Annotated in this window: 19 protein-coding genes; 5 read left to right on the forward strand and 14 right to left on the reverse strand. The window is 38.3% G+C overall.

Translation table 11 applies throughout. The features are described 5' to 3' along the window. The first annotated feature begins 60 nt into the window (after positions 1 to 60). The 3 genes from AAV96_RS06980 to AAV96_RS06990 are packed head-to-tail and all read left to right on the forward strand — an operon-like array spanning position 61 to position 2,192. On the forward strand, positions 61 to 663 hold the full coding sequence (locus tag AAV96_RS06980) for an alpha-E domain-containing protein (RefSeq protein ID WP_046738797.1): 603 nt from the start codon (positions 61 to 63) through the stop codon (positions 661 to 663). Further along, complete coding sequence (locus AAV96_RS06985; protein ID WP_046738798.1) at positions 660 to 1,439, forward strand: transglutaminase family protein; 780 nt, start codon at positions 660 to 662, stop codon at positions 1,437 to 1,439. Before AAV96_RS06980 ends, AAV96_RS06985 begins: the two co-directional genes overlap by 4 nt. 18 nt (positions 1,440 to 1,457) lie before the next feature. Next, entirely contained in the window at positions 1,458 to 2,192 is a 735-nt protein-coding gene (locus tag AAV96_RS06990; protein ID WP_004661362.1) for a proteasome-type protease, read from the forward strand. A gap of 46 nt (positions 2,193 to 2,238) precedes the next feature. On the opposite strand, the gene alr is transcribed toward AAV96_RS06990, so the two are convergent. The 14 genes from alr to ppsA form a co-directional block, all read right to left on the reverse strand. Further along, positions 2,239 to 3,309: an alanine racemase gene (gene alr / locus AAV96_RS06995; protein ID WP_046738799.1), complete on the reverse strand. Its 1,071-nt coding sequence runs from the start codon at positions 3,307 to 3,309 to the stop codon at positions 2,239 to 2,241. 59 nt (positions 3,310 to 3,368) lie between these two features. Then, the gene (dnaB, locus tag AAV96_RS07000) at positions 3,369 to 4,814 is read right to left on the reverse strand and encodes a replicative DNA helicase (RefSeq protein WP_004661364.1); all 1,446 of its coding nucleotides are present in this window, start codon (positions 4,812 to 4,814) and stop codon (positions 3,369 to 3,371) included. Between the two features lie 182 nt (positions 4,815 to 4,996). Continuing rightward, positions 4,997 to 5,443, reverse strand: coding sequence for a 50S ribosomal protein L9 (rplI, locus tag AAV96_RS07005; protein ID WP_004661365.1), 447 nt, complete (start codon positions 5,441 to 5,443; stop codon positions 4,997 to 4,999). A gap of 12 nt (positions 5,444 to 5,455) precedes the next feature. Beyond that, the gene (gene rpsR, locus AAV96_RS07010; RefSeq protein ID WP_000090661.1) at positions 5,456 to 5,683 is read right to left on the reverse strand and encodes a 30S ribosomal protein S18; all 228 of its coding nucleotides are present in this window, start codon (positions 5,681 to 5,683) and stop codon (positions 5,456 to 5,458) included. A gap of 11 nt (positions 5,684 to 5,694) precedes the next feature. Further along, complete coding sequence (rpsF, locus tag AAV96_RS07015) at positions 5,695 to 6,078, reverse strand: 30S ribosomal protein S6 (RefSeq protein ID WP_004654408.1); 384 nt, start codon at positions 6,076 to 6,078, stop codon at positions 5,695 to 5,697. A gap of 128 nt (positions 6,079 to 6,206) precedes the next feature. Then, on the reverse strand, positions 6,207 to 6,944 hold the full coding sequence (locus tag AAV96_RS07020) for a DUF3142 domain-containing protein (RefSeq protein ID WP_046738800.1): 738 nt from the start codon (positions 6,942 to 6,944) through the stop codon (positions 6,207 to 6,209). A 6-nt stretch (positions 6,945 to 6,950) separates the two neighbouring features. After that, entirely contained in the window at positions 6,951 to 9,062 is a 2,112-nt protein-coding gene (locus AAV96_RS07025) for a tetratricopeptide repeat protein (RefSeq protein ID WP_046738801.1), read from the reverse strand. An 87-nt stretch (positions 9,063 to 9,149) separates the two neighbouring features. Then, on the reverse strand, positions 9,150 to 10,028 hold the full coding sequence (gene cyoE / locus AAV96_RS07030; RefSeq protein ID WP_046738802.1) for a heme o synthase: 879 nt from the start codon (positions 10,026 to 10,028) through the stop codon (positions 9,150 to 9,152). A gap of 10 nt (positions 10,029 to 10,038) precedes the next feature. Further along, on the reverse strand, positions 10,039 to 10,368 hold the full coding sequence (locus AAV96_RS07035; RefSeq protein WP_004661369.1) for a cytochrome o ubiquinol oxidase subunit IV: 330 nt from the start codon (positions 10,366 to 10,368) through the stop codon (positions 10,039 to 10,041). Beyond that, the gene (gene cyoC / locus AAV96_RS07040; RefSeq protein ID WP_004661370.1) at positions 10,368 to 10,988 is read right to left on the reverse strand and encodes a cytochrome o ubiquinol oxidase subunit III; all 621 of its coding nucleotides are present in this window, start codon (positions 10,986 to 10,988) and stop codon (positions 10,368 to 10,370) included. The genes AAV96_RS07035 and cyoC overlap by 1 nt, the downstream gene beginning before the upstream one ends. Before the next feature lie 4 nt (positions 10,989 to 10,992). Beyond that, the gene (gene cyoB, locus AAV96_RS07045; protein ID WP_004661371.1) at positions 10,993 to 12,984 is read right to left on the reverse strand and encodes a cytochrome o ubiquinol oxidase subunit I; all 1,992 of its coding nucleotides are present in this window, start codon (positions 12,982 to 12,984) and stop codon (positions 10,993 to 10,995) included. Between the two features lie 3 nt (positions 12,985 to 12,987). Then, entirely contained in the window at positions 12,988 to 14,040 is a 1,053-nt protein-coding gene (gene cyoA, locus AAV96_RS07050; RefSeq protein WP_004661372.1) for a ubiquinol oxidase subunit II, read from the reverse strand. A 300-nt stretch (positions 14,041 to 14,340) separates the two neighbouring features. Continuing rightward, complete coding sequence (locus AAV96_RS07055; protein ID WP_046738803.1) at positions 14,341 to 15,102, reverse strand: RDD family protein; 762 nt, start codon at positions 15,100 to 15,102, stop codon at positions 14,341 to 14,343. Positions 15,103 to 15,167: 65 nt separating this feature from the next. Beyond that, complete coding sequence (gene ppsA / locus AAV96_RS07060) at positions 15,168 to 17,546, reverse strand: phosphoenolpyruvate synthase (protein ID WP_004661374.1); 2,379 nt, start codon at positions 17,544 to 17,546, stop codon at positions 15,168 to 15,170. A 158-nt stretch (positions 17,547 to 17,704) separates the two neighbouring features. Between ppsA and AAV96_RS07065 the strand changes: the two genes are divergently transcribed. Together AAV96_RS07065 and AAV96_RS07070 are read left to right on the forward strand one after the other, a co-directional pair. Next, a complete protein-coding gene (locus tag AAV96_RS07065) occupies positions 17,705 to 18,541 on the forward strand; it encodes a pyruvate, water dikinase regulatory protein (RefSeq protein WP_004661375.1) in 837 nt (278 codons plus the stop codon). Between the two features lie 66 nt (positions 18,542 to 18,607). Continuing rightward, the gene (locus tag AAV96_RS07070; RefSeq protein ID WP_046738804.1) at positions 18,608 to 19,324 is read left to right on the forward strand and encodes a hypothetical protein; all 717 of its coding nucleotides are present in this window, start codon (positions 18,608 to 18,610) and stop codon (positions 19,322 to 19,324) included. Positions 19,325 to 19,495: the final 171 nt, after the last annotated feature.

The following is a 19,495-nucleotide window of genomic DNA, read 5'->3' on the forward strand; positions in this document are numbered from 1 at the left end:
AAAGTATCTGGCCTAGTGCCGTACTTTGGGGGATTTGATCATATATAAGGGAGGACATTTATGATTTTACTTAATTCAAGCGCTCATCATATTTATTGGTTAGGTCGTTATTTATTTAGAATTGGTCATGTTGCTAGCCATTTGCCATTTTGTGATGACGAACAAGCAGCAGATTTTGCTCAAGCGCTTTGTTTACATATTGATGATGCTGAGAATCTGAATAATTTTATGCTAGATCATCAACAACCCTATTCTTTATTGAGCCAGCTTGAGATTGCCCGAGATAATATTCAAGAATTACGTGGTTTACTGACAGCTCATACTTATGCTGAGCTGAATCATATAATTAAAAATGCAGTATCTAATGGTGAGGAGATTCAAGCCGTCGTAGGGAAGTGTTGTGCTCTCTTAAAAACAGAACAAAACGATGTTTTCTTATTCTTTCATGTTGGACAATGTATTGAAAAAATTGATACGCATTTCCGTTTTCAACATAATATTCAGGATGTTATAGCTTCAATTGATCCGATTATTAAACAGTTATTCGAACTAGGTTGGGATGACTTGCAGCCAAATTGGCAGATTCTAAAAGAGCAACCTTATTTAAATCAGTTTTATGCTTTCACCTATAAGCTAGAAAATCAATTTGAGGCATTCTCATGAAACTCATGGTGAATCATCAAACGCACTATCGTTATACGCAAGTTGCTCGAAATAGTGTGCAATCGATTAAAATGATGCCGCAGAGTTCTATGCACCAAAGCATCGAAAACTGGCATATTAGTGTGCCGGGACAATATTCATGTCAAAGAGACGCATTTAATAATTTATGGATCACTGCAACTCAGAGACATGAATATCGCTACTTGACCATTATGGCGCAAGGTATCGTTGATTTATATGCAACAGAACTAGGCTATGTAGAAACGGATGTTTCTCCAATGCTTTTTTTGCAGCGTACCATGATGACGTGTTGCGATCTAAGTATGCTTGATTTTGCTCAGGCAGTGGTCAAAGTAAAAGATCGTAAGCACTTAATATTGCTATCTGAGAAAATTTTACAACAAGTTCAGTACCAGCCTGAGACCACCTCAGTGACGACTTCTGCAATTGATGCATTTCATGCAAGACAAGGTGTATGTCAAGATCATGCACATATTTTAATTGCGATGTGCCGTGGATTACATTTACCAGCTCGTTATGTATCTGGCTATATATATGATGAAAATCAACCACACCTAGCCAGTCATGCATGGGCTGAGGTTTTTGTAGAAAATGAGTGGTATTGTTTTGATGTAAGTAACCAGATATTTACCCCCAAAAATCATATTTATGTCGCAGTTGGTCGTGATTATCTAGATGTTGCACCAATTCGAGGTATCCGTGAGCAAGGTGGGGTGGAAAGTATGATATCTACGGTTCAAGTTTTGGCTTGTTGAAGGTAAAGAGAAAAAGAGATGACCTATTGTTGTGCATTAAGATTAGAGCAAGGTTTGGTATTGATTAGTGATACTCGAACTAATGCAGGGGTCGATCATATTTCTGTATTTCGTAAATTACATACTTTTGGTGTTGAAGGTGAGCGTTTTATTGCATTACAAACAGCAGGTAATTTAGCAACAACTCAAGCTGTCATTGGTCATTTACAAAATGCTTTAGCATTGCATCAAGAGCCAAATTTATATAGCGCAAATACCATGTTTGAAGTTGCTGAATTAATTGGGAAGACTTTGCGTAAGGTGCTTGAGGATGTTACGACTGATACTCAGGAACAGATGAATTATTCCTGTAGTATTTTGGTAGGTGGACAGATACAGGGTGAGGAGATGCAACTATATAATGTCTATCCTCAAGGCAATTTTATTTGTGCCACAACTGATACGCCATATTTTCAGATTGGTGAGAGTAAATATGGAAAGCCAATTTTAGATCGTGCACTGCACTATACGATGCCATTAGATGATGCGTTACGTTGCAGTTTGATCTCTTTTGATTCAACATTAAGGTCTAATGTTTCTGTCGGATTGCCTTTAGACGCGTTGGTTTATCATAAAGATAGTTTTAAAATTCCTGAAGGGAAACGCATCCGAGAAGATGATCCTTATTTTACTCAAATTAGTAAGCAATGGTCTGAAACCTTACGCCGTGGACTTCAAGAGTTGCCAAAGCCTACGACTGATTATGGTTTGTAATCATCTAAGAAAAAATCCAAGCAAAGGCTTGGATTTTTTATCTCTTTTAAATCACTTTTCGAATTGGTCTATTACTTAATCGACATAATAATTCGTAACCAATCGTTCCATTTGCCGCAGCGACATCATCGACGAGTCGATGTTTGCCCCATAGTTCTACTGTAGTACCTAATTCAGCTTTAATCTGGGTAATGTCAATCGCAATCATATCCATACTGACACGACCAATAACAGGAACAAGTTGTTGATCAATTGCAACGAAATTTGGTTTTAAATAAGTACGTGGGTAACCATCACCATATCCAATTGAAACAATGGCAATATTTAATGGGCATGAAGCCGTAAAGCTAGAACCATACCCTACAAATTCACCTTGTTGAATTTGATTGAGCGCAATGATTTCTGCACTAAAGGTCATTACAGGCTTTAAATCGAGTTCATATACATTTTTGTCAGCAAATGGACTTGCGCCATAAAGCATGATACCTGGGCGAACGAAATCGAAATGCAATTCAGGGTATTTATAGATCGCAGCGGAGTTACAACATGATGCTAAGATAGGGGCGCATGCTTCTTTGATATGGAGAAATTGCTGCTTTTGTTGTTCATTTAAAGGGTGATCGGCATCTGCATTGGCAAAATGCATGGTGAGGACACAGCTAAAGCCTTCTGACTTTAGACGTTGAATGACATCGATAATTTCAGTCACTTTAAAGCCTAAACGGTTCATTCCGCTATTTAGCTTGACCCAAACTTTTAAGCCCAAAGCATTATAAGCTTGCTTATGCTGAATCAACCATTCAACTTGTTGACTTTGATGAATAAGGCATTCGAGTTTGTGCTCAATTACTTGTTGCATTTCATCTTCTGAAAATATGCCCTCAATCAAAGTGATGGGTTGAGAATATCCCAGTTGCCTGATCTCTAAAGCTTCTTCTAAACAGGCGACACCAAAGGCATCTGTGGCATCCAAGGCGGCTAAACAGTCTTTAACTCCATGTCCATAAGCATTTGCTTTGACCATACTAACAATTTGTGAATGTGGAGCAAGTTGTTTAACGCGGTTTAAATTATATTGTAGTGCATCACTATCAATATAAACTGTTGCTTGGCGCACCCTGATTTCTCCTTTGGGTCGACATGGAAAGTATTTAAGGCAGATCGATAACCGAGGGATTATTCCTCATCATCGTATTGAGCATAGAACTCAGGTGAAAGGTTACTAAAGCGAGTGTATTGACCTTCAAAGGCAAGACGAACTGAACCGATTGGACCATTACGTTGTTTACCGATAATAATTTCGGCTGTACCAGCTTCTTTAGACTCTTTGTTATAGACTTCATCACGATAAATAAACATGATCAAGTCGGCATCTTGCTCGATTGCGCCTGATTCACGTAAGTCTGACATGACAGGGCGTTTATTTGGTCTATTCTCCAAACTACGGTTAAGCTGAGACAGTGCAATGACAGGGCATTGCATTTCTTTGGCCAGTGCTTTTAAGCTTCGAGAAATCTCCGAAATCTCACCCACACGGTTATCGCCCATACCCGGCACTTTCATTAACTGTAAGTAGTCGACCATAATACAGCCGATTTTTCCATCATGCATTTTGGCAATACGCCGAGCACGTGCACGAAGTTCGGTTGGTGGTAGAGCAGAGGAATCATCAATATAGAGGTGCATTTCTTGTAATTGAAGAATAGTTCCTGTGACTTTGGTCCATTCATCTGCATCGAGATTACCTGAACGCAAATGTCCTTGGTGAACTTTACCCATTGCTGAGATCAAACGCATGGCAATCGAGTCAGCTGGCATCTCCATTGAGAATACGAGAGCAGGTAGGCGGTTGTATTGCAGTACACTTTCAACTAAGTTCATGGCAAAGGTGGTTTTACCCATCGAAGGGCGGGCTGCAACAATAATCAAATCCCCAGCTTGCATACCTGAGGTTTTATTATCTAACTCTAAGAAACCTGTGGTTAAACCTGTAATGTTGCCATCTAATTTAGAAAGTTCATCGAGTTTAGAAATCACATCAGCAGTGACAGAGCTAATCGATTTTGGCCCTGAATCTTTCTTGTTATTGTTATGCTGTTCGGCCAAAGAGAAAATACTGGTTTCTGCTAAATCTAGGATTTCACTGACAGGGCGACCTTTGGTGTCATAAGCATTTTGTAAAATATCACTACTGACTTTAATCATTGCGCGTAGTGTTGAAAATTCTTTAATTTTATTGGCATAGATTTCAAGATTGTAAAAGCTTGAAGGTGAATCTGCCATCAATTGCATTAAATATTCTTCACCACCAATTGCATCAAGCAGGTTTTGTTTGAGTAACCAATCATTGACCAATACAGCATCATAAGGCGAGTTTTCTTGCGCTAGTTTTTCGATTGCACGATAAATATATTTATGACGTGTCGCATAAAAATCATTTTCTTTAAGTAAATCGCTGACTTGTTCAAATGATTCGGCGACCGTCATTAATGCCGCGAGCACAGCTTGCTCAATTGCGAGATTGTGCGGTGGTGTACGAAATTCTTTTAATTGACCTGAGTCACTCACTTTACTCTCTGTGTTTGGAGAATTTTTCGTAAAATTGGCATTCGCCTGTGACATAACAAGACCTAATAAAAAGATGAAACTGTAACGACTGACTATCTTAATCCAAATGGACGTAGACAGGAGAATTTAATTGGAAGAAAATTGTTTAATTGGTGGAAAAGTAGAGTGTACTAAAAATATAAAATTTTAGGCATAAAAAAAGAGCATGTAAAAACATGCTCTTTTCTTTGCAGAAATTACTCAGATACGATAGTAACGAGAACTTCAGCAACAACATCATGATGCAATTGGATTGCGATGTTGAATTCACCAGTGTGACGAAGCGCACCGTTTGGTAAACGAACTTCTGCACGGTCAACAACAAGACCAGCATTAGTTAAAGCATCAGCGATGTCACGAGTACCGATAGAACCGAAAAGTTTACCTTCGTCACCAGCTTTCGCAGTGATTACAATGTTAACTTCGTTCAATTGTTCAGCACGTGCATTCGCAGCAGCTAATACTTCAGCTTCTTGTCTTTCAAGTTCAGCACGACGTGCTTCAAAAGCAGAAGTGTTTGCTTCAGTAGCAGCAACTGCTTTACCTTGAGGAATCAAGAAGTTACGACCGTAACCAGCTTTAACTGATACTTTGTCGCCTAATTTACCAAGATTCTTAATGCGTTGTAATAAGATAACGTCCACAGCTCACCTCACTTACTTATGGTTGTCAGTGTACGGAATCAAAGACAAATAGCGAGCTTGTTTAATAGCTAACGCTAATTGACGTTGATAACGAGCTTTAGTACCTGTAATACGGCTAGGAACAATCTTGCCGTTTTCAGTGATGTACTGTTTTAAAGTGTCGATATCTTTGTAGTCGATGTACGCAACATTCTCAGCTGTAAAGCGGCAGAACTTGCGACGACGGTAAAAACGTGCCATTGAGGTTCTCCTTATTCAGCTTCTTGAATTGCTTGTTGTGCTTCTTCACGTTGAGCTTTACGCGCACGTTTCTCTTCAGCACTCTTAGCAAGTAAAGATTCTTCAGTAATTGCGTGTTCACGACGGATGATGATGTTACGAATGATTGCATCGTTATAACGGAACAATTCTTCTAATTCATCAAGAGTCGTTTGACCACATTCAACATTCATAAGAATGTAGTGTGCTTTGTGAATCTTGTTGATTGGGTAAGCCAATTGGCGACGGCCCCAATCTTCTAAACGGTGAATTTGACCTTCAGCTTCTTTGATCTGAGAGATATAGCGTTCAACCATACCTACAACTTGATCGCTTTGGTCTGGGTGTACCAATAGTACGATTTCGTAGTGACGCATTGTCAGCTCCTTACGGTTTAAGCAGCCCCTAACTAAAAAGTCAGAAGCAAGGAGTCATAACTAAAAAGTTATGTCGCAAATTGCGAAGCTGGGATTTTAGACACATTTCATTTAAATCGCAAGTAAATTCATGTTTTAGATCGAAGTAAAAAGATGACATAGCCTTTAAAATGAGGGTCATTAAAATCGTTTGAGTTATTTTGACGTAACCCATTTTGTACAAAACCGATTTTATAAGGTAGTTGCATTGCGGAGATACGTTTTAAATATTGTGGGTAATTGGGAATGGTGGTTGTACCTTGATAGGTTTGGATCACAAGTTCACTGATATTATTTCTCAAAATAGTTAAAGTTTTCTGATCCTTAAAATTTGTCCAGTCAAGTAATCCTGTAATGCTAAGTTGATAAGAGGAAGGGAGTCTTTTTCTGAAACTTTCTAGAAAAAGGGCATATTCTTTTAAATCATGGGTTCGACTGTCGAAATCAATTTGAATTCCCTGAACTTGATTCCCTTGATTTCTCCAATGTTCTAAACGTTGGAAAACAGTTTGATAGTTTTGTTCGTTCCAAGCCAGATGATGTGTTCGAAAAACTAACCAAATTTTCTGACGGGGTAATTTTAGGATAGAAACACCCTGTGGCATCAATATAGAGCTATGCTTTTGTTTTGAATATCGAATTTCTCCTTGCAAAATATATAGTTCTTTCGCCTTACTTAAGTAAGGCGCAGATTGAATGTTTCCCCAAATCCAAAATGAATCGAAATGATTTGCATCAATTGTTGGCGTTGTAGATTGTGCAGGTTGGCAAGCAAATAAGTTAAAAATAAAAAAAGTGAAAATGATTGCTTTCAGCCACTTCAACATCGTCAATTACCAATAATATTTCAGTGATTTTGCCCAACTGGTATTCGGATAATCTGTTTTGATTTGATCAAACCATTGTTTGCGGACAGATTTGTTTATTTCATTACCACCACAATCATTAATACCACTTGGTGCATAACATTGTATTGCACGATAAAGGGCGTAAGCTTGTAAATCGCTTTTGCTTGATGATTTGATGAGATCTTGATAAATCTGACCACGAGCAAAAATTTTGCCTGAAAAATTTGATGTTTGTTTTTCATTATAAGAAAGCTGCTGCAACGAATATCCTTGTTCACTACGGAAATATTCTCCTAAGCAAACATTTAATAATGGATCTTTAGGTGTCTGAGCCAATTGATTAACTAAAGTCTCTAAATTTGAGCATTTTAGTTGTGGTGTAATGTTTGCTCCATTCCAAATGAAATTAGAAAAATCTGGTTTATTCTTCAATTGTTCATTGTCACTGTTATAACCTTTATATTGCATGGCATTTTTAGGCATAAAAGCATAGCTTTGTTTAAACAATTCGAATTGTTGATGTACTAAGCTTTTACTCAGAAGGGTGTAGATCGCAGCTTGTTTTTGATCTATATTGCTTTGATCAGATTGAATCAATTTTTGCAAACTGTTTGTATCTGCGATTTGGGTAATAAAATTTCTCTGTAGGTTCGGCTGAGTAATTTGAGCTTTTTTTCCTATAAATGCTGAATAGTCCTGTTTTATTGCCAAATGATTGGATAATGCTGTTTCAAATAAACCGCGTTGATAACTATCTTTGGCCTGTGCAAGTTGCTGACGCCAATATTCTTCAGCATTTTGAGGCTGTCCAATTTTTTCTAAAATTTGTCCTCTCAAAAAAGTTTGGCTTAACTGCAAATAACTACTATTTTTAGCATTTGCTTTAGCTAAGTAATTTTGAGCTTCTTGAGCTTTATTTTGAACAAAAAATAAGTGAGCAGCTTGTAAATATTGAAATAATTCAGGTTGAGTTTTAAATAGTTCTTTTTGTGTATTCAGTTGTGTCCAAGAAATTGGACGATAATTCTCTGAACTCGATTCACGCATATGCATCAAATCATATACTGCCAAAAAGAAAGGGTCTTTTAGATTGTTAACATTAAAAGCTGAGCTATCGAACACTCGGCGATCAATTTCAGCGGGAAGTTCACTCATCTCCAAATTATAAAATTTTGATGTCGGATTTTTGAGTTGCCAGACAATTTCATTGACTAATAAATCTTGGCGTTTTGAAAGCCAAAAACCACGACGCATAAAACCACGAGCGCTCGCGACATATTGTCCATTTGGATAGGCTTTTAAATAGGCATTAATATTATCCAAGAATTGTTTAAGTAAATTTTGGTTAATATTGTCTAAATAAACATCACCATATTTATCTACGCCAGTCGCATAGGCGGAATTGAGTGATGTTCGAATTAACATATATTGTGATGTTTCTTTTAACCACGTATCTTCAACGGTGGTTAAGACGGTATAAATTTTATTCGCTGCTGAATAATTGCTATTATAAAACAGAATGCTCGCATTTAAATAAGAAGCATATTGACGTGTTGTGATTGACCAATTTGGATTAATCGCAATCAATTCAATTTTGTCACCACACTGATTCATTTTTTTGCGTTCAGAAATCAAAATTTGCTTTTCTAGATTTGGGATCGCTTTATTATTTTGTACTTGTGTATTAAAAGCTTGATTACCTGAATCAAAGCTCGTGCAACGTTCGTCAAAAACGGTGTCATTTCTTTCTAATAGTTTTCTTTGATTTGGCATCTTATTCTGAGTCAGAGATGACAGATTCGCTGCATCAAAAGGTACCATTCCATATAACGCATCCCATAAATTGGCGTCAGCTGTCATTGGCTTAATTGTTGCAAGTCCTAAGTCGCTGAGTAGTAATGTCATATTGGTTTGACTATCATTTGCTGGATATAACACAGGAAGAGTGCTACAACCGTTTAAATTTTTGTCATTTATGGCAAGGTTTGGCTCGCAAAATTGCTCTACACCAGCATAGGTGATTGGGCTATAGTAAATTGCCAGTGAAAGCGAAGAATAGATAATTGATTTGAATATAAATTTGTTTTGTAGTTTCATTTAGGCAATAAAGGGTGAAATGTTTTTATTGCACGAAATGATAACAAGTGAAGCGGGGAATAAAAAGACAGAGAAGTCTCTATCTTTTTAAAAAATAGGGAGGAAGGGTGCAGGGCTTTTAAATGTAAAGCTAAAGCTCAAACTAATCACAGTAATTAAGATTACTGAAAAAAGGAAAAAGCGTTTTGCCCAAAGCTGATCATCTTCAGCTTTAAATCCTAAAATACCAATGTAAAACCAGTAAATACAAAGTGCATTACAGATGACCAAGAAAATAATATTGGTATATCCATATATATACAAAGCATTCATCGCAACAGTGAATAAAATCACATAGATCAGCGATTCGATTTTAGTTCTATGAATAGAACGTGCAACAGGTAAAATAGGCACGCCTGCGTTTTTGTAATCTTCAAAACGATAAATCGCAATTGCCCATGAATGCGGCATTTGCCATAAGGCATATGCAATAAAAATGAGAAGAGCAGCCAAATCGAAATGATGACTTACAGCCGTATAACCAATAACAGGTGGACTCGCTCCAGAAATACTACCAATCACGGTTTGATGGATCGTGGTACGTTTCGTCCACAAACTATAAAAACCGACATAGACGACAAAACCAATCACAGCGAATAAAAATGCATAGGCATTCACATAGAACCAGAGCATGCTAAAACCAATCAAACCTAATACAAGAGCATAAAACATTGCAATAGTAGGAGATATGGTTTTCTTAACAAGAGCACGATTCATTGTGCGTTGCATTTTTTGATCGATGTCTTGATCAATAACATTATTGACTACACAACCAGAAGCAACCACAAAAGTTGTTCCAAGTAATGTAATTAATAATAAGAGGAAGTCTATAGAGCCTTGGGCGGCTAAAAAGAAGCCGCCCAAGGTGGTAATAAAATTACCGAAGAGAATTCCTGGTTTAGTCAGGAATAAATACTTTTTCCACATGACAATCAGTTTAGATCATCATGTTGTAGTGTAGGTAATTCATAATCCACACAGAGCCGACTAAAAGTACAGCAATACATAAGATTGTGTAGATAAATGCAATAAGGTTCCAGCGCTGTTCAGATGATGTATTCATGTGTAAGAAATACACAAGTTGTACGATTACCTGAGCAACAGCTGCGATTGCAATAACAGTAACTAAGATGCCACGGCTAAAACCACCCGCCATCACCATCCCGAATGGGATGATGGTGAGGATAACAGATAGGATAAACCCAACAGTGTACTGCTTAAAGTTACCGTGCGACGCACCTGCAGCATTATGGTCATGACCACTCATTAGAGAACTCCCAGTAAATAAACGACGCTGAATACACAGATCCAAACGATGTCAAGGAAGTGCCAGAACAAGCTTAAGCAAGCAAGACGACGTGTATTCGGTAAGGTCAAACCATTCTTTTTGATCTGATACATCAATACTAACATCCACACTAAACCAGAAGTTACGTGGATACCGTGTGTACCAACCAAAGTAAAGAACGATGATAAGAATGCACTATGAGTTGGACCGTGACCTTCATGAACAAGGTGATGGAATTCATTGATTTCCATACCGATGAAGGTTGCACCGAAAAGGAATGTAATGAATAACCAAGTGATGACTTGATTTACATTCTTTTTATAAGATGCAAGTACTGCAAAACCAAAAGTTACAGAAGAGATCAAAAGGGCAAATGTTTCACCTAATACATAACCCAATGATTCACTGAATAAGTCTTTTGCACTTGGAGTACCAGGTGGGACATGACTGCTCAATACAGCGAACGCGATGAAGAGTGATCCGAAAAGAATCAAGTCACTCATCAAGTATGTCCAGAAACCAAAGACGGTTAAGTCAGTATCATCATGTTCATGATGACCATCGTGACCGTGGTTGTCGTGATGAAGTACTTCAGCCATTTCCTTAGTCCTTCTTCAAGTGTTTTTCAAGTAATGCATAGCGTTCGTTTTCAATACGCTCTACTTCAGCAGCAGGAACATAATAATCAACATTCTTAGTGAATGAGCTTACGATCAAGCTAACAACTGCAGCAACGAATGAAACAACGACTAGCCACCAAATATGCCAAATGAGAGCAAAGCCAAGTACAGTAATGAACATTGCAATCACGAAACCAGCAGCACGATCAGTCGGCATGTGGATGTCTTCATATTTAGTGTTACGTGCATATGCTACGCCATTTTCTTTGTCAGTCCAGAAACGGTCAACACCGCTAGCTTCTGGTACATGTGCAAAGTTATAGAACGGAGCAGGAGATGACGTAGACCATTCGAGTGTACGACTATCCCAAGGGTCGCCTGTGTAGTCCATGTTGTCTTTACGTTGTAAGAAACCAACGATGATTTGCATTAAGAAACATGCAATACCAATAGCAACAAGAACGGCACCAAATAATGCGATCGCTAAGTATGGATCCCATTCTGGGTTGTCATATGTATTCAAACGACGAGTCATACCCATGAAACCAAGGATATAAAGTGGCATGAATGCAAAATAGAAACCGAAGAACCAGAACCAGAACGCAGCTTTACCCCATGCTTCGTTGAGCTTCCAACCAAACATTTTCGGCCAGTAGAAGATGATGCCGGCAAACATACCAAACACCACACCACCGATAATTACGTTATGGAAGTGAGCGATCAAGAACAGTGAGTTGTGTACAAGGAAGTCCGCAGGCGGAACAGCCATAAGTACACCAGTTAAACCACCAATACCAAATGTTACTAGGAAGCCAAGCGTCCATAACATTGGAGTAGTAAAGGTGATGCGACCTTTATACATCGTGAATAACCAAGAGAAGATTTTCACACCTGTAGGAATCGCAATAACCATAGTCATGATACCGAAGAACGCGTTAACGTTCGCACCAGCACCCATGGTGAAGAAGTGGTGAAGCCATACAACGAACGCAAGTACAGTAATTGCGATAGTTGCATACACCATAGACTTGTAACCGAACAACGCTTTACGAGAGAAGGTTGCAACGATTTCTGAGTATAAACCAAATGCTGGTAATACCAAGATATATACTTCAGGGTGACCCCATGTCCAGATCAAATTCACGTAAAGCATTGGGCTACCGCCAAGCTCATTAGTGAAGAAATGGAAACCGAAGTAACGGTCTAAAGTAAGCATTGCAAGCGTACCTGTTAATACAGGGAATGATGCAATGATTAATACAGCCGTACACAGTGAAGTCCATGTGAAAATAGGCATGTCCATTAATTTCATGCCAGGTGCACGCATTTTAATGATGGTAACAAAGAAGTTAACACCAGATAAAAGCGTACCTAAACCAGAAACTTGGAGTGCCCAGATATAGTAGTCAACACCGACACCAGGAGAATATTGAATGCCAGATAGAGGAGGGTAAGCCATCCAACCAGTCGCAGCAAATTCACCCAATACAAGTGAAACCATCATCAAACCAGCAGCGCCTGCGAATAACCAGAAACTTAAAGAGTTTAATAATGGGAATGCAACGTCACGAGCACCGATTTGTAATGGTACTGAGATGTTCATCATACCGACAACGAGACCCATCGCTACGAAGAAGATCATGATTACACCATGAGCGGTGAAAATCTGGTCGTAGTGGTCAGGATGTAAGTAACCTTCACCACCGCCTTTCGCGAGGAAAAGTTGTAAACGCATCATGATCGCATCGGCGAAACCACGCAAAAGCATGACTACTGATACGATGATATACATGATACCAATTTTCTTATGGTCTACTGATGTAAACCACTCGTTCCATAAGTATCCCCATTTTTTGAAATAGGTAATACCGCCAACAACTGCAATTCCACCAAGTGCCATAAGGACCATGGTGACAAGTACAATTGGCTCTGTCGGGATAGAGTCCCAACCCAGTTTACCAAAAATCATATCCATGTCTTATTCCCCTTGAGCAGCGTGTTCAGCTGCAGCATGAGTTTCTGCTGTTGCATGTCCAGCAGAGTGGTCAGCACCGTGATAGTTACTCATATAGCGGTTGATGATTGTTTCAAACAACTTAGGCTCAACAGAAGAGTAATAAGTCACAGGGTGTGGCTTAGTCGGGAACGGTTTCATTGCTTCAGCTTTAGCAAGTGCTTCTTCATCACCAGCAGCTTTAGCACGATTCACTAAATGCTCGATCTGATGCTTAGAACGATCACCATCTTTAAGCGTTGCTAACTCAGCTTGGTCAAGTGTACCTTTTTGAATTGCTTCAGCATTGATACTTGTACCATTACCAGCTTTAACAGCTTCTACCCATTTTGCAAATTCAGCTTCAGTTACGCTGTGTGCTTTAAAGCGCATTTGAGAGAAACCGTAACCTGAATAGTTTGCTGAGAAACCACGGAAAACACCTGGTTCATCTGCTAACAAGTGAAGGTGAGTTTGCATACCCGCCATTGCATAGATCTGACCACCTAACTGTGGGATGAAGAACGAGTTCATCGTAAAGTTAGAAGTAATCTTAAAGCTTACAGGCGTTTTTTCTGGGAAGCGTACTTCGTTTACCGTTGCAATGTTTTGCTCAGGATAGATAAAAATCCATTTAAACTGTTCAGCGACAGCTTGAATAGTTAATGGTGCTTTATCTGATTCTAACGGACGGTAAGGGTCGTACTTGTGGGAACCCCACCAAGTTAACCAAGCTAAAATACCAATAATAATGACAGGAACACCCCAAACAACGATCTCAATTGTCGTAGAGTGTGCCCAAGTAGGTTTATAGTCTGCATCTTTATTCGATGCGCGATATTGCCAACCAAACCATAATGCCATAACGATTGATGGAATCACCACCAATAGCATTAGATAGATCGCAGTCATCATCAGGCTACTTTGACCTTGACCAACTGGACCTTTATTGTTTAGAAGTACCATATCACCACCACACCCAGTTAAGAGTGCAGCCATCGTTGATAAAGACAATACAGCTAAAATCGTTTGTCTCATTTTACAACCTCGGTGAAGAGTCCCATTCCCTAATTTAAATTATGGGATAGCGATTAAAGTGTCGCATGATTGATAAGAATTTTTTGTGAAATGCTTAGCAATCATGCGACACCGCTACGTTGTCGGGCATTATGCCTCATATTGAAAAACTAAGCTACATCTAACACAGTCAGAAATACTTGTTTTAAAACCTGATTTATTTTGTAGGAATTGTTGTTGAAATGTATATTTTTTCTATAAATATCAATTTTATAGAGCAAAAAAGAGGAGTAAATCCTCTTTTGCTTAGTTAATTAAAAATTATTGCTTTACGACCTTAGTTTTTGCCAATTTATCATGCAAAGTTTGGCGATTTTTATTAAATGCAAAGAAAGCATAGTCGATAATGGTAATAAATGGCATAAACAATAAATTCAGAATGATAAATAAAGCACTTCTCAACCAAAAAGCTCTAATCGTATTGACTGCCGTATGTGTTTCAGCATCTACGATTTTAATTTTGGTTATTTTTTTACCAATGCTTTGTCCTGACTTCGCAATTAAAAAAGCTTGTAGCATCAGCATTAGGATCAAATAAACAAAAATACTCATCCATGCTTCATTTGGAATAAGCTGCATAAGTTGATGCTGCAACTCAACTGCTTCACTTGAAGCGACTTGGCTTGCTTGTAATTGCTTTTGAATTTTAAATAATTCTGTGTACTGGCTTTCGTTAAAGAAAAAAGATGGTATAGCGGCCATTGGAAGCCAAAGTGTTAAGTCAATCACCTTAGCGAGTGCACGAGAATGAAATGAGGCGAGTTCAGATATTTTTTGTTCAACTTTAATTTTAAAAGTTGACTGCTCAGTTTGATTGTTAATTTGATGATTGAATGATGAATAACCTACAGGTTCGTAGACAAGTTTTCCTTGAGTGAGTTCGCCAAGAGTTTTCCATTCACTCATACCTTCGTGCCAAACCAAGTCTGTAAGTAATACTTGTTGGCTAGAAAGCATTTGGTTCAGTTGGTCTAAACTATAAGGTCCAGCTTGTTGGTTATTACGAGCCAAGTAAATTTGCATAATTAAAAATTCTCAATGACTAAAGATGAAAAAAGACCCTACGAAAGGGTCTTTTTTAAAAAAGACTAGGCTTTCTTGATTTGTTCTTCAGCAAGGAAGAACCAAGTATCAAGCACTGAGTCAGGGTTAAGTGACACAGATTCAATACCTTGTTCCATGAGCCATTTAGCAAGGTCAGGGTGGTCTGAAGGACCTTGACCACAAATACCAACGTATTTCCCTGCTTTACGGCATGCATGAATTGCCATAGAAAGAAGGGCTTTAACCGCTGGATCACGCTCATCAAATAAGTGAGATACGATACCAGAATCACGGTCAAGACCAAGTGTTAATTGTGTTAAGTCATTTGAACCAATTGAAAAACCATCGAAATGTTCAAGGAACTGCTCAGCCAATAAAGCATTGGTTGGAAGCTCACACATCATGATGATTTTTAGACCATTTTCACCACGTTTTAAACCATTTTGAGCAAGCAACTCAATCACACGTTTTGCTTCAGACACTGTACGCACGAATGGGATCATGATTTGAATATTGGTTAAACCCATTTCATCACGGGCTTTCTTCAAAGCACGGCACTCAAGCTCAAAACAGTCACGGAAGTTGTCAGATACGTAACGACTCGCACCTCGGAAGCCCAACATTGGGTTTTCTTCTTCTGGCTCGTATAATTTACCGCCAATTAAGTTCGCATATTCATTTGATTTAAAGTCAGACATACGAACGATGACTGGTTTTTCAGCAAATGCAGCTGCAAGTGTTGAAATACCTTCAACTAACTTTTCTACATAGAATTCGATTGGCGAAGAATAACCAGATGTACGTGTCATTACAGCAGCACGTGTTTCACGTGGTAGGCTGTCAATATTGAGAAGCGCTTTAGGATGTACACCGATCATACGGTTAATGATGAATTCAAGACGTGCAAGACCAATCCCTTCATTTGGAATTTGAGCAAAGTCAAATGCACGGTCTGGATTACCAACATTCATCATGATCTTAAATGGAAGTTTTGGCATTGAGTGAATTGAGTTGCGTTGAACCTCAAAATCTAATGCGCCTTCATAGATAAAGCCTGTATCACCTTCAGCACAAGAAACAGTGACTTCTTGACCATCAGTTAATACTTCTGTTGCATTACCACAACCCACGATTGCTGGTACACCTAACTCACGTGCAATGATTGCAGCGTGACAAGTACGACCACCACGATTGGTCACAATCGCTGCAGCACGTTTCATTACTGGCTCCCAATCTGGGTCAGTCATATCTGATACAAGTACATCACCGTCTTGTACTTTATCCATTTCTTTAATCGAAGTTACGACACGAACTTTGCCCGAACCGATACGTTGACCAATTGAGCGACCTTCACAGATGACTGTGCCACGTTGTTTTAATAGGTAACGTTCCATTGTGCCGACATTTTGACGGCTTTTAACAGTTTCAGGACGTGCTTGAACGATGTAAATTTGACCATCATCACCATCTTTCGCCCATTCGATGTCCATTGGCGAACCGTAATGTTGTTCAATAATCAATGCTTGTTTAGCAAGTTCATGTAATTCATGATCATTTAATGCAAACTGTTGACGCTCTGGTTTTTCAACATCAACCACAACCACGGATTTACCTGCTGCGCCTTCTTCACCATAAATCATTTTCTGGTGTTTAGAACCAAGGTTACGACGTAAAACTGAATGTTTACCAGCATTTAAAAGTGGTTTAGATAGGTAGAATTCGTCAGGGTTTACAGCACCTTGCACAACCATTTCACCCAAACCGTATGATGCAGTAATAAATACCACATCACGGAAACCAGATTCTGTGTCGAGTGTAAACATTACACCTGCAGCTCCAGTCTCTGAACGAACCATTCGTTGTACACCCGCAGATAGGGCAACAACACTGTGTTCAAAACCTTGGTGTACACGGTAAGCGATGGCACGATCATTATAAAGCGAAGCAAAAACTTCTTTAATCGCGATCAGAACGTTATCAATTCCGCGAATATTTAAGAAAGTTTCTTGTTGTCCTGCAAAAGAAGCATCAGGTAAATCTTCTGCAGTCGCAGAAGAACGTACAGCAACAGCGATGTCTGGATTACCGTTTGAAAGTGCTGTAAACGCGTCACGAATTTCTTGTTCTAAATTAGCAGTAAGTGGAGTATCAACGATCCATTTACGGATTTTAGCGCCTGTCTCTATAAGTGCGTTTACATCATCAACATTTAGCTGCTCAAGTTCAGCCTGAATTCGAGCATTTAAGCCGCTTTGATCCAAGAACTCACGATAGGCAGCAGCAGTTGTTGCAAAGCCACCAGGTACCGATACACCAGCATTGGATAAATGGCTGATCATTTCACCCAAAGATGAGTTTTTCCCACCTACGAGTTCGACATCGTGTTTCCCTAATTTTTCCAGACCGATTACGCGCGCTTCCAAAGTATTTACTCCACTTTTTTTGCAGTATGAATGACCATCATTGGTATGAAATTATACGAATGTGCTTAGATTTAGTATTTTACTAAGCGACAGTCATGTTAGATGAGTTTACTATAAAGATTATAGAGCACTAAGACAAATGTTTAAGGAGAATTTTGATGCCCGAAAGTAAACAAATTAAACGGAGTGTATTTTTTATTTCGGATGGTACTGCAATTACCGCAGAAACCCTTGGACATTCACTACTTGCGCAATTTCCGAATGTCGATTTTGATATTCATATTATGCCTTATATTACCACTGAAGAAGCTGCAATGAATGTGGTTGTTGACATCAATGGATGCCAATCAAGAGATGGATGTTTACCACTTGTTTTTGACACATTGGTAGACCCACATGTCCGTGAAATTATTAATACAGCTAAAGCCGTAAATTTGGATGTTTTCGAGGGATTGATTAGTAAACTTGAGCAAGAGTTGGGGACACCACCGACAACTTTAGTTGGACAGACCCATGCTGTAACAGATTCTGAATCTTATAAGGCTCGTATTGATGCAGTACATTTTGCATTAGACAATGATGATGGTGCTCGAACTCGTCATTATGATAAAGCTGACTTGATTTTAGTTGGCGTTTCTCGGTCTGGAAAAACACCGACCTCAATTTATTTATCATTACAGTTTGGAATTCGTGTTGCGAACTATCCTTTAACTGAGGAAGATTTAGACGATAATCGTCTACCTGCTGTGCTACGAGCACATAAAAATAAGCTCTTTGGTTTAATGATTGATGCTGAGCGGTTGGTCGCTATTCGTAGCGAACGAAAGGCGAATAGTCGTTATGCAAGTTTTAGTCAGTGCCAAATGGAATTACGTGCCATTGAGGGTATTTATATTTCTGAAGGTATTAAGTATTTGAACGTCACTGAAATGTCGATTGAAGAAATTTCAACGCGTATTTTACAGTTGACTGGTTTAAAACGTCGTATTGGATAATTGTGCCATTCAAAAAGCGTAGAATTTTCTACGTTTTTTGAAGAATCCAATCCACAGGAAATAATAATGAAAAAAATTCTATTTTTATTGCCGTTAATTTTAATTTCAGAAACACACGCAGAAACGTTAGCTCAATTTGAGAAAAAATTAATTCAACACTATACGCAAAAAGACTTCTACGAAGTGAATCAAACGATTGAGTCAGAAATAGTTGCAAAAATAGAAAGTGATTCTAGAAGTTTTAATTATACTTTTCCTACATTTCAAGACCAATATAATCTACGTATTCATTATTCACCTGATAAACGTTTAAAGTTTTATACTTTCGATGTGGGAAGTGGAGGTACTATGGGGGAATATTCTTCTTATGTGCAAACTCAAAATGAACGGAGATTTACTTTAACGCCTATAGATACGGGCTTTATCTTAGATGTAAAACAATCTGATTTCGTTAAACAACCTATTTATTTGGTTGAGAATTATTATAAAGGGAGTAGTTGTATTGGAGCTTATGCAATTCATGCGTTTCAACCTATTAAGACAGGGAGAATTCAGCCGATAAGAATTTTTCAGACAAAGACAGCAAAATTTGATCACATCAAAGTCGATTTTGACTGTAAAAATCACGAAGGACCGAGTGATATACCTGATTATATTCGAATGGATAAGAATTTGAATAATATTGATATTATGTTGTTAGATAAAAATTATAAACCACAAGAGAAATATTTACGCTATATGAAAACTAATACTTCTTATAAATATATTGGTCCAGTACTTTAAATTTATTAGATTTTATCAAGTACCCATATGATTTGTACTATCTAAATTTTATAAGGTAGTTCAAACCGCAATAAGATAAATTATCTCAATTAGTGAATTTCTCCGACTATGGAATAGTTGTTTTAAATTTACTAAAGATGTGTATAATGCTCTCCACTTGTTGGCTTTGCT

Source organism: Acinetobacter sp. AG1 (assembly GCF_001005525.1).
In the GTDB taxonomy this organism is placed as follows: Bacteria; Pseudomonadota; Gammaproteobacteria; order Pseudomonadales; family Moraxellaceae; genus Acinetobacter; species Acinetobacter modestus.

Coding starts and splice junctions, on each gene's coding strand:
- cyoE (WP_046738802.1), bottom strand. CDS start 10,028: ATGTGGAAAAAGTATTTATTCCTGACTAAACCAGGAATTCTCTTCGGT.
- AAV96_RS06990 (WP_004661362.1), top strand. CDS start 1,458: ATGACCTATTGTTGTGCATTAAGATTAGAGCAAGGTTTGGTATTGATT.
- AAV96_RS07035 (WP_004661369.1), bottom strand. CDS start 10,368: ATGAGTGGTCATGACCATAATGCTGCAGGTGCGTCGCACGGTAACTTT.
- AAV96_RS06985 (WP_046738798.1), top strand. CDS start 660: ATGAAACTCATGGTGAATCATCAAACGCACTATCGTTATACGCAAGTT.
- AAV96_RS07055 (WP_046738803.1), bottom strand. CDS start 15,102: ATGCAAATTTACTTGGCTCGTAATAACCAACAAGCTGGACCTTATAGT.
- AAV96_RS07065 (WP_004661375.1), top strand. CDS start 17,705: ATGCCCGAAAGTAAACAAATTAAACGGAGTGTATTTTTTATTTCGGAT.
- rpsF (WP_004654408.1), bottom strand. CDS start 6,078: ATGCGTCACTACGAAATCGTACTATTGGTACACCCAGACCAAAGCGAT.
- cyoA (WP_004661372.1), bottom strand. CDS start 14,040: ATGAGACAAACGATTTTAGCTGTATTGTCTTTATCAACGATGGCTGCA.
- AAV96_RS07025 (WP_046738801.1), bottom strand. CDS start 9,062: ATGAAACTACAAAACAAATTTATATTCAAATCAATTATCTATTCTTCG.
- dnaB (WP_004661364.1), bottom strand. CDS start 4,814: ATGTCACAGGCGAATGCCAATTTTACGAAAAATTCTCCAAACACAGAG.
- cyoC (WP_004661370.1), bottom strand. CDS start 10,988: ATGGCTGAAGTACTTCATCACGACAACCACGGTCACGATGGTCATCAT.
- AAV96_RS07070 (WP_046738804.1), top strand. CDS start 18,608: ATGAAAAAAATTCTATTTTTATTGCCGTTAATTTTAATTTCAGAAACA.
- cyoB (WP_004661371.1), bottom strand. CDS start 12,984: ATGGATATGATTTTTGGTAAACTGGGTTGGGACTCTATCCCGACAGAG.
- AAV96_RS07020 (WP_046738800.1), bottom strand. CDS start 6,944: ATGTTGAAGTGGCTGAAAGCAATCATTTTCACTTTTTTTATTTTTAAC.
- AAV96_RS06980 (WP_046738797.1), top strand. CDS start 61: ATGATTTTACTTAATTCAAGCGCTCATCATATTTATTGGTTAGGTCGT.
- rpsR (WP_000090661.1), bottom strand. CDS start 5,683: ATGGCACGTTTTTACCGTCGTCGCAAGTTCTGCCGCTTTACAGCTGAG.